At 71.7% G+C, this 1,334-nt stretch carries 1 protein-coding gene and 1 pseudogene; both read right to left on the minus strand.

Annotated elements, in window-relative coordinates; all coding sequences use genetic code 11:
- The coding region (locus tag HW445_RS31155) for a phosphatase PAP2 family protein (protein ID WP_180224133.1) at positions 1-849 on the minus strand (849 nt) is incomplete at its 3' end.
- 211 nt (positions 850-1,060) lie between these two features.
- Positions 1,061-1,334: pseudogene (locus HW445_RS31160) on the minus strand (hypothetical protein); the annotation flags it as partial.

Genomic DNA, 1,334 nt, shown 5'->3' on the forward strand with positions numbered 1-1,334 from the left:
CGCCGTGACGGGGCGGCGGACCAGGGGAGCAGGGCCGCCGGAGGCGCCGGTCACCGGGACGGAGGCGTGGCCCTTGCCGAAACGGCGGACCAGCCGGTCCCACACCGTGTCGCGCAGGTCCAGCAGCCACCGTTCGGCGCGGGCGCCGAGCGGCTCGAACACGGGCAGCGCCAGCAGGACGAGGACACCGGCCACCCAGCCCAGCAGCACGTCGCTCAGCCAGTGGGTGCCGAGGTAGACGGTGGTCAGGCCGACGCCCAGGGACATCACCGCCGAGAGCGCGGAGAGCCAGCGCCGGGCCCCCGGACCGGAGGCGAGGTAGGCGAGTATGCCCCAGGTCACGACCGCGTTCGCGGTGTGACCGCTCGGGAAGATGTCCCCGCCGAGCCACATCTCGTTGGAGCCTATGGTCGTGGCGTAGTGCGGCCCCAGCCGACCCATGCCGATCTTCGCGGCGCCGACGGTGAGGTTCAGGAGCAGCAGGGCTATGGCGAAGGTGATCAGCGGGCGGAGGGTGTGCTGGCGCCAGGAGCGCCAGCCCAGCCAGGCCGCCACCATCACCGCCGTGGGGCCGCGCTGGCCCAGGACGACGTAGTAGTCGAGCCAGGCGTGGATCTCGGGCCACTGCTGGTAGGGGCGGAAGAACATGACCTGCCAGTCCAGGCGGACCAGCCAGGACGTGGTGATCACGGCCCACACGACGGCCGCGTAGCAGGCCAGGCAGGCGGCGACCAGTGCGTACCGGTGACGGCTCATCCGGGGCATGCCGAGTTGGACCGGCCGCTCGGGCTCCCGGTCCAGCCGCGCGAACACCCGGTCCAGACGGGTGAGGCTTCGTTCGGTACGCACCCAATCGACGTTACAGCGGGTGAGAGCGCGAGCCGGACGGATCAAGGGCTTTGTGATGACCATGTGATGTGGGGTTCCTCTCACACCGCCGCTTGTCCGGGAATTCACCGGCCCGCCGTTTCCCGTTCTGTTCCAGGGGAATTGGATGCGCTTTCCGGGGAATGCGGTCGAGTTGGCCAATTCCTTTCCGGCCGTTCCGGCGGAACGCAATTCACGGTGGCCCGGAGCCGGTCAGCCAGAGCCCGCCGTAGACCGCCGAGACCGCCGCCGCGAGGCCCAGGAGCGTGCCGGCCAGGACCGGTCGGGCCCGCGCCGCTGCGGCGGCCACCGGCAGCAGCAGCGGGAAGGCGGGGACCAGCAGGCGCGGCTTGGAACCGAAGTAGCTGGACGCGCAGAGGGCCAGCAGGGCGACCAGGCCGCCGTAGAGCAGGAGGGGCAGGGGCAGCCGGGCGCGCACGCCGGCCAGGAGCAGCCACCCCACCAGG

Source organism: Streptomyces sp. UH6 (genome assembly GCF_013421635.1).
GTDB classification, from domain to species: Bacteria; Actinomycetota; Actinomycetes; order Streptomycetales; family Streptomycetaceae; genus Streptomyces; species Streptomyces abyssomicinicus.